General features: G+C 70.8%; 8 protein-coding genes. 5 read left to right on the top strand and 3 right to left on the bottom strand.

Features of this window, described 5'->3' with window-relative positions; all coding sequences use genetic code 11:
* The first annotated feature begins 49 nt into the window (after positions 1-49).
* Both ACIOD1_RS32355 and ACIOD1_RS32360 read left to right on the top strand, forming a co-directional pair.
* Positions 50-937, top strand: a complete 888-nt coding sequence (locus tag ACIOD1_RS32355; RefSeq protein ID WP_401906402.1) for an NAD(P)H-binding protein — start codon at positions 50-52, stop codon at positions 935-937.
* A 104-nt stretch (positions 938-1,041) separates the two neighbouring features.
* Positions 1,042-1,407, top strand: coding sequence for a darcynin family protein (locus tag ACIOD1_RS32360; protein WP_401906405.1), 366 nt, complete (start codon positions 1,042-1,044; stop codon positions 1,405-1,407).
* A gap of 145 nt (positions 1,408-1,552) precedes the next feature.
* Here the strand turns inward: ACIOD1_RS32360 and ACIOD1_RS32365 are convergent, their stop codons facing one another.
* Positions 1,553-1,732: a CsbD family protein gene (locus tag ACIOD1_RS32365; RefSeq protein WP_401906408.1), complete on the bottom strand. Its 180-nt coding sequence runs from the start codon at positions 1,730-1,732 to the stop codon at positions 1,553-1,555.
* A 205-nt stretch (positions 1,733-1,937) separates the two neighbouring features.
* Here ACIOD1_RS32365 and ACIOD1_RS32370 point away from each other — a divergent pair, with 205 nt between their 5' ends.
* Positions 1,938-2,099 (top strand): hydrophobic protein, encoded by a 162-nt coding sequence (locus ACIOD1_RS32370; protein ID WP_365628131.1) that lies wholly within the window; start codon positions 1,938-1,940, stop codon positions 2,097-2,099.
* A gap of 225 nt (positions 2,100-2,324) precedes the next feature.
* Here ACIOD1_RS32370 and ACIOD1_RS32375 read toward each other — a convergent pair whose 3' ends face one another.
* Together ACIOD1_RS32375 and ACIOD1_RS32380 are read right to left on the bottom strand one after the other, a co-directional pair.
* Positions 2,325-3,227, bottom strand: a complete 903-nt coding sequence (locus ACIOD1_RS32375; protein WP_401906411.1) for an immunity 49 family protein — start codon at positions 3,225-3,227, stop codon at positions 2,325-2,327.
* A gap of 156 nt (positions 3,228-3,383) precedes the next feature.
* Positions 3,384-4,040 carry a hypothetical protein gene (locus ACIOD1_RS32380; RefSeq protein ID WP_401906413.1) on the bottom strand — a complete coding sequence of 219 codons (657 nt, stop codon included), beginning with the start codon at positions 4,038-4,040 and terminating at the stop codon, positions 3,384-3,386.
* Positions 4,041-4,407: 367 nt separating this feature from the next.
* On the opposite strand from ACIOD1_RS32380, the gene ACIOD1_RS32385 reads away from it, so the two are divergent.
* Both ACIOD1_RS32385 and ACIOD1_RS32390 read left to right on the top strand, forming a co-directional pair.
* Positions 4,408-6,378: a beta-glucoside-specific PTS transporter subunit IIABC gene (locus tag ACIOD1_RS32385; protein ID WP_401906415.1), complete on the top strand. Its 1,971-nt coding sequence runs from the start codon at positions 4,408-4,410 to the stop codon at positions 6,376-6,378.
* A gap of 115 nt (positions 6,379-6,493) precedes the next feature.
* Positions 6,494-7,936 (top strand): glycoside hydrolase family 1 protein, encoded by a 1,443-nt coding sequence (locus ACIOD1_RS32390; protein WP_401906417.1) that lies wholly within the window; start codon positions 6,494-6,496, stop codon positions 7,934-7,936.
* Positions 7,937-8,131: the final 195 nt, after the last annotated feature.

An 8,131-nucleotide genomic window follows, 5' to 3' on the forward strand; every position in this document is an offset into this window, starting at 1 on the left:
CTCCGCAGGATGAGGGACGTACCGATCCGGCACGACCCACGAGGTTTTCATGATCGTCATCACTGCTCCCACCGGCAACATCGGCCGCCGACTCCTGCCCCTGCTGCTGGACTCCACCCCCGCCGAGGCGCTGCGCGTCATCGTGCGCGACCCCGCCCGCCTGCCCGACGCGGTGCGCGAACGCGTCGAGGTGGTCACCGGTTCGCACGGCGACCCCGAGGTCGTCGACCGGGCCTTCGAAGGCGCCGACGCCGTCTTCTGGCTCGTCCCCCCGGACGCCTCCATGACCCCGGACGACGCGTACTGCGGTTTCACCCGGCCCGCCGCGAAGAGCCTCGTCGCTCACGGTGTCGGGCACGTCGTCGGCGTCTCCGCGCTCGGCCGCGGCACCCCGGTCGCCGGCGGCGCGGGGCTCGTCACCGCGTCCCTGGCCATGGACGACCTCATCGCCGACACCGGGGTCGCCTACCGGGCCCTGGCCAACGCGTCCTTCTTCGAGAACCTCCTGGAGGAGGTCGATTCGATCCGCGAGAGGGGCGTCTTCACCGACGCCGCCGACGCCGCCCGCAAGGCCCCCCTGGTCGCCGTCGCCGACATCGCGGCCGTCGCCGCCGGCCTCCTGCTGGAGCGCTCCTGGACCGGCACGGACAGCGTCCCGGTCCTCGGGCCGCAGGACCTGTCCCCCGACGACGTGGCCCGCATCATGACCGAACAGCTCGGCCGCCCCGTCCGCTACGAGCGCCAGCCGCTCGACGAGCTGTACGCCACCCTCGTCGGCTACCGCCTCGACGAAGCGTTCGCGCAGGGCGTGGTGGACATGAAGCGGGCCAAGAACGAGGGCCTCGACGCGGGCGTCACCCGCACCCCGCACACCACCTCCCCCACCACCTTCGAACAGTGGTGCGCCCAAACCCTCAAGCCCGCCACCCTCTCCTGACCCCCCGGCCCCACTCGGCCACCGGAACACAACACCCGCCACGTCGCTGCCACCCACCCCCTGCCGGCCGCCACCTGCCGGCCGCCACCTGAAAGGCACCCGTCATGCCCGTCGAGGAAGCCGCACCGCCGGTCACCGCGTTCATGCTCATCAAGACCACGCCCGAATGGCTCGCCATGACCCCCCGCGAACGGGGCGACGCCTTCGCCACCCACGTCATCCCGGCGATCAAGGCCAAGACCACCGGCGTCCGATCACGCTTTTACGACACCGAGTTCTACTCCACCCGCGTCACCGACGTCTGGGTGTGGGAGGCCGACGACCACCAGGCCTACCAACTGCTCATCGACGCCCTGCGCGAAACCCGTTTCTGGGACCGCTACTTCGAGATCGTCGACCTCCTCGTCGGTACGGAGAACGGCTACGCCCGCACCTACGGCCTCGCCCCCGTAGCCACCGTCAGCACCTGACACACGGTCCGGCCCGCTTCGGACGCCGGTGGGCGGCGCTCCCGACGGGCCTCCGGCCACGGCGGCGCGAAGGCACTCCGTGACGCACGTGTGGGCCCCCGGCCGTAGCCGGGGGCCCACGCGCTTCGCGCAACGAAGTGGAGCGTCAGTGCTTGAAGGTGTCCTTGATCTTTTCCTTGGCCTGGCGGGCATCGCCCTTCGCCTGCTCGGCGCGGCCCTCCGCCGTGAGGCGCTCGTTGCCGACGACACGGCCGGCGGCCTCCTTGATCTTGCCCTTGGCCTGCTCGCCCTTGGCCTGGCTCTTCTCGTCAGCCGACACAACCATCACTCCCAAAGAATCGGGTCAACGTCTTGCCTCCATCCGTCTGACCCGTCCGGAGATCCTCAAACGGACCGGTGGAATTCTCGTCCGCACAAAATCTCCGGTGCGGGCCGGATCGGCTTCCCGCCTGCGGCGATAAGAAACAGGTAAATTTCGAGCGCATGCCCGAAGAGGTGCCGGGCAGAAGCCGCCTTGGAGGTTGATAATCATGGTTCCCCTGCTTCTCGTTCTTCTGCTCGTCCTGATCCTCTTCGGTGCCGGTTTCGCGCTGAAGATCCTTTGGTGGATCGCCATCGCGGTCCTGGTCCTGTGGCTCATCGGGTTCGTCGCCCGCCCCAAGGGCGGCAGCGGCCGCTGGTACCGCTGGTAGTACGCGCACGACAGCACAGTCGCAGCAACGGCCGTGGGGTCCCGTCCGACCGGACGGGACCCCACACCCATGTCCGCGACCTCACCGCCACCCCGCGGTGCACGTCGTCGATCCCTGACGAGCACCTCCGGCGCGAGGCCCTGCCGGCTCGGACCGTGTGTGTTCAAGCGCACCAGCACACCCGGAGCGGACCACCGTGGTCCCGCTCCGGCCGCCGTCGGCAGGTCATTCGGTCGGTGTGCTCAGCAGTGAGGTGGGGACGTACCCGGACCGTACGTCCGGTTCCCATCCGTGGACCCGTCGGGCGAGGGTGACCAGTGCGAGGGTGCCGAGGGGGAGGAGGGTGCGCGGAGCCGGGTCGGGTTCTTGGCCGTCCCGGTGCTGGACGAGGCGGGACGCGAGGGCCGCTTCGAAGGCCGGCCGGTCGTCGTCGAGGAGGACCCGCAGCAGCCGCTGGTCCGGCGTCAGCGGGCCCGCCCCGTCCAGCTTCGCGGCCGCCTGCGCCCGCTCCCCGGCGTCCGGCGCGCACAGCGGGGCCGTAGGCCAGGTGCGCGGCCGGTCGGCCGGGGGCCGGGCCACGTACGCACACAGCGCGTCCATCTCGGCGAGGTCCGCGGGGGCCGAGGTCGAGATCAACTCCGAGTGGGGCACTCCGGCGCGGATCTCGGGCGCGAAGTCGTCCACCAGGAGCGGGGCGACCATCCGCCGGCTCTCATCGATCAGGCCGCTGAACGTACAGATCGCGAACGTGTCGACCCATGTCCGGGCGTTGGGGGCCACTTTGGCGAGGCGGCTGAGGATGAGGTCGTCGCTGCTGAGCTTCTCGTCGAGGAACGAGAAGGTGATCTCCTGGTCCCCGTTGGGAAAGCATCCGACGGACAGCAGGCCCAGGTCGCACTCCGCCGCGGTCCGCAGCGCCGCGCGCGTCGACCGGTCCGGCAGGGCGTTCCCCGCGGTCCCCGCCGCGACGTGGTCAAGGAGCTCGTCGCGCATGGTGCGCAGCCGCTCGCCCGACGTGTACCCGTAGCGCAGGTCGTGCCAACGGCCGAAAGCCCGGGTCCTGATGTCGTCGAGAGCCTGTGCCAGGTACTCGCTGTCGACCTCGTGACACGCCACTTCCCGCACCATCGTCGCCCCCCTCGTCATCTCTCCTGCCGGTCGCGCACGCTACCAGCGGCCACGGACATGCCCCGCGCGCAGGGAGCCGTTCGGCACTCGTGACGGGCCCGGCGGGAGGCGGTGTTGCCGGACCGTCGCACGGCGGGGGCCGCCGCACGAGGCGGTCTACTTCCGACGGAACCAGCCGCGGGGGCCGGTGGCGCGCGCGGGGGGATCGGGTACGGCCGCCGCCTGCGGGGCGAAGGGCGGGAGGGTCTTGAAGGTCTCGTGCAGGCCGATGGTGGGGGTGATGCGCGCGAGGACCTCTCGTACGCGGGTGAGCGGGTGGTCGGGGAACTCCGCGTCCCACTGCTCGTGGTCCGCGACGTGGTGGGGCGGGCCGCCCGTGACGTCCGGCCCGTACGGGTGCGGGGTGAAGTACGCCTCCGGGCCGACGCGTCCGAGGATCACGGCCTCGCGCAGGCCCGTCATGCCGCCCTCGGCGGCCTGCGCCTTGACCACGGTGCTGGAGCCCGCCCTCGGGATGGTCCAGGATCCGAGGAAGACCTGCCCCTGACCGTTCGGGCGGGGGACTTTGACGAACTGTCGGAGGGCGGGAAGGGTGTCCACCCGGCCCACCACCGCCTCGATCAGTCCGGCTCCCGCGCCGGCGACGGACCGTGCCAGGGCGTACCGGAGGGGCTCGGGGCTGTCCAGGGGCGCGGGCAGGTCCGGCACGAGGGGGAAGAAGTGAACCGACAGGACGAGACCGCTCGCGTCCGTCCACACCCCCGGCTCCTGTTCCGTGAATCCGGTGAGGTCCATGTGGGTGATGGGTGTCATGGCCCCATGATCGAGCATCGTCCGACCGCCGTGCGCGCCGGGGCCGAGCACCGCCGCCCGGCCTTCGGGCCTTCCGCCCAGCGTGGCACGAGCCGTCACCACGGCGCGCGCGAGGGCCCGTCCCGATCGCTCGTAAGCCATCGCCTCGCCCTGCACCTCGCCGCCCCGCGCCCCGCCGCCCCCCGCCCCGGGCGTCCCGCCGCCGGGCGGCAAGGCGTTGTCCACCCTCATCGCCGAAGCAGGGCCCAACGCGGCGCGACCTCGGGACGTTTGACCTCCTTTGCCGTCGCTTTACCTCGTCAAGACTGAGGTCACTCGGGACGACGGAGTTCCGGGCGAGCCCAGCGCGATGCAGGGAGAACTTGTCGTGGATTACGGAAAGACGGCGCTCGCCGTCATCGAAGGAGTCGGCGGGGAATCCAATGTCGATTCCCTGGGTCATTGCGCGACACGATTGCGCTTCGTTCTCAAGGATCCGTCGAAAGCGGATCGGGCAGCCGTCGAACGGGCGCCCGGGGTCATCACCGTCGTCGAGAGCGGCGGCCAGTTCCAAGTGGTCATCGGCAACGACGTCGCCGCGGCGTACAAGGCGATCACCGCGGTCTCCCGGCTGGGCTCGGACCGTCCGGCGAGATCCGGTGGTCCCGCCGGCCCCGCGAAGGAGCGGCACGGCAGTCCGTTGGCGCGGCTGGTCGACGTCATCTCCAGCATCTTCACACCGTTCCTGTGGACGTTGGCGGGTGCGGGCCTGCTCAAGGCCACGATCGTGCTGGTCACCAAGCTCGGGCTGGTGGCCGAGACCTCCCAGGAGTTCACGGTCCTCAACGCCGCCGGTGACGGTGTGTTCTTCTTTCTTCCCGTGCTGCTGTCGGTCACCGCCGCCAAGCGGTTCGGTGCCAACCAGTGGACGGCGATGGCCATCGCCGGGTCCCTGGTCTACCCGTCGATCGGCGCCCTGACCGAGTCCGGCGAGGGCGTCTCCTTCTTCGGCGTCCCGATGGTGATGGTCGCGTACGCCTCCTCCGTCATCCCCATCATCTGCGCGGTGTACGTGCAGAGCTTCCTGGAACGCGGCCTCGACCGGGTCCTGCCTTCGAGCCTGCGCAACTTCATCACGCCGATGTTCACCATCGCGGTGATGGTCCCGCTCACCCTGCTCACCATCGGCCCCGCCTCGGACTGGGCGGGCCAGGGCGCCTCCGGCGTGATCGGCTGGCTGTTCGGTCTGAGCCCGGCCATCGCCGGAGCCGTCCTCGGCGGCACCTGGCAGATCATGGTGGTTTTCGGGATCCACTGGGGCCTGGTCCCGATGATGGCCAACGACCTTGCCGTGCAAGGGCATTCGCTGCTCTACGGCCCCCTGGTGGCCGCTTCGGCCGCCCAGGGCGCGGCGGTCATCGCGGTCATGCTGCGTACCCGCAACCGCGGTCTGAGGAAGCTCGCCGGCCCGGCCGCGGTCAGCGGTTTCCTGGCCGGCATCACCGAGCCCGCCGTCTACGGGGTGAACCTGCGGCTGAAGAAGCCGTTCGTCTACGCCTGTATCGCGGGCGCGGTCGGCGGCGGCATCGCCTCCGCGGGTGGATCGGCGTCGACCGCCTACATCATGCCGGGGCTGCTCTCGCTCTCCGCCTACCTGGAAGTCGGCAGTTTCACCCTCCAGCTGATCGGTGTCGGCGTCGCCACCGTCCTCTCCTTCGGACTGACCACGGCGCTCGGCTTCAAGGACGTCGCCGAGGAGCCCGAGGACGCCGAGGGTGCCGATGACGCCGGGGGATCCGAGGCGCGAGACACCGGGACCACGGGCTCGGAATCGGACTCGGACTCGACGGCCGCGCTCTGTGGGGTCTTCGAAGTCGCCACTCCGGTCGAGGGCAGGGTCGTGACGTTGGCCGATGTCCGGGACCCGGCCTTCGCGTCCGGCGCGCTCGGGACGGGCCTGGCCGTGGCTCCCACCTCGGGCACCGTCCACTCCCCCATCGACGGCACCGTGGTCAGCGCGATGCCGCACGCCTACGGGCTGCGCTCTCCCGAGGGGGTCGAGATCCTGGTTCACATCGGCATCGACACCGTCCGCCTCGCCGGCGAGCACTTCACCCCGTCCGTGGCCCAGGGCGATCGGATCCGGATGGGCGATCCGCTCACCGAGGTCGACCTGGCCGCCGTCCAACGGGCGGGGTACGACACCACCACGATGGTGATCGTCGTGGATCCGGCCGGCGCCGGCGTGATGTACCCCACCGCCGCGGTCGAGGTCGAGGCGCACGCCGTGCTCTTCTCCCTGGGCCCGGAGACCACGCCCGGTCAGGAGCGGGAACCGGCGCTCGCCGCGGCCGGCTGACACCCCCGGGCACGCCCGACCGGACCGGGTCCCGCCGGCCCCCGCTCCAGGACCCGGTCCCCTCCCAGCGGCACCACACCCCTGACGACCCACCCCACCACCGAGGAGTTCCACCATGGACCACAAGACCCCCGCCGACTTCCGCCCCGACTTCCTGTGGGGCGCCGCCACCTCCGCCTACCAGGTGGAGGGCGCCTGGAACGAGGGCGGCAAGGGACCCTCCGTCCAGGACGCCCGTACCAACCACCCCGAGGGCACCACCGACTTCAAGGTCGCCTCGGACCACTACCACCGCTTCGAGCAGGACGTGGAACTGTTCGCGGAGCTCGGCCTGAAGGCCTACCGGCTCTCGATCGCCTGGAGCCGGATCGTCCCCGACGGCGACGGCCCGGTGAACCCCGAGGGCATCGCCTTCTACCACCGGCTCTTCGACGCCCTCCTCGCGCACGGCATCGAACCGGTCCTCACCGTCTACCACTTCGACCTGCCGCAGGCCCTCCAGGACAAGGGGGGCTGGTCCTCGCGGGTCACCATCGACGCGTTCGAGCGGTACTGCAAGGTGCTGTTCGAGGAGTACGGCGACAAGATCAAGTACTGGCTGACCATCAACGAGCAGAACATGATGATCCTCCACGGGGCAGCCATCGGCACCACCGCCGCCGGCCCCGGCCCCGGCTCCGGCTCCGGCTCCGGCTCCGGCTCGGAGAACCCCAAGCGCGAGCTGTACCGGCAGAACCACCACATGATGCTGGCCCAGGCGCGCGTGACGAGGCTGTGCCACGACATGCTCCAGACGGCCAAGATCGGCCCGGCGCCGAACATCTCCGTCGTCTACCCCGCCGGCAGCCACCCCGACGACGTCCTGGCCGCCTCCGACTTCAACGCCATCCGCAACTGGCTCTACCTCGACATGGCCGTGTACGGCACCTACAACCCCACCGCCTGGGCCTGGATGACCGCCGAAGGCATCGCCCCGGAGATCGCGGAGGGGGACCTGGAGACGCTGTCGGCCGGACGGCCCGACTTCCTGGCGCTGAACTACTACACCACCGCCACCGTGGCCGCCCCCCTCGAAGGAGAAGCCGGCGCCGTCGAGGGCGGGGACCAGCAACTCGCCGTAGGTGAACGGGGGGTCTTCCGCACCGTGAGCAACCCGCACCTGGCCCGGACCGAGTTCGGTTGGGAGATCGACCCGGTCGGATTCCGCTCCACCCTGCGCGATGTCCACGACCGCTACCGGCTCCCGATCATGGTCACCGAGAACGGTCTCGGCGGGTACGACACCGTCGAGGACGGCAAGGTCCACGACGACTACCGCGTCGCCTACCTCTCGGCCCACATCGAGCAGATGCGCCTGGCGGTGTCCGACGGTGTCGACGTGATCGGCTACCACCCGTGGTCCGCCATCGACCTGATCTCCACCCACCAGGGCGTCTCCAAGCGGTACGGCTTCATTCACGTGGACCGCGAGGAGTTCGACCTGAAGGACCTCGGGCGCCTGCGCAAGGACAGCTTCTTCTGGTACCAGCAGCTGATCAAGAGCAACGGTTCCGCCTGACCGGACCACTGACAGCTGACGGCTGACGGCTGACGGCTGACGGCTGACGGCTGAGGAGACGGCGGTGGGGGGGGGGGCGGCGGCGGGGCCCCCCCCCCCCGGGGCGGGGGGCCCCCCCCCCCCGCCCCCCCCCGCGCCGGCCCCCGCCCCGGCCCCCGCGGCGGGGGCGCGGGTTTTGATTACGGTGGCGGAGGG

Source organism: Streptomyces sp. NPDC088097 (assembly GCF_044741845.1).
Taxonomy (GTDB): Bacteria; Actinomycetota; Actinomycetes; order Streptomycetales; family Streptomycetaceae; genus Streptomyces.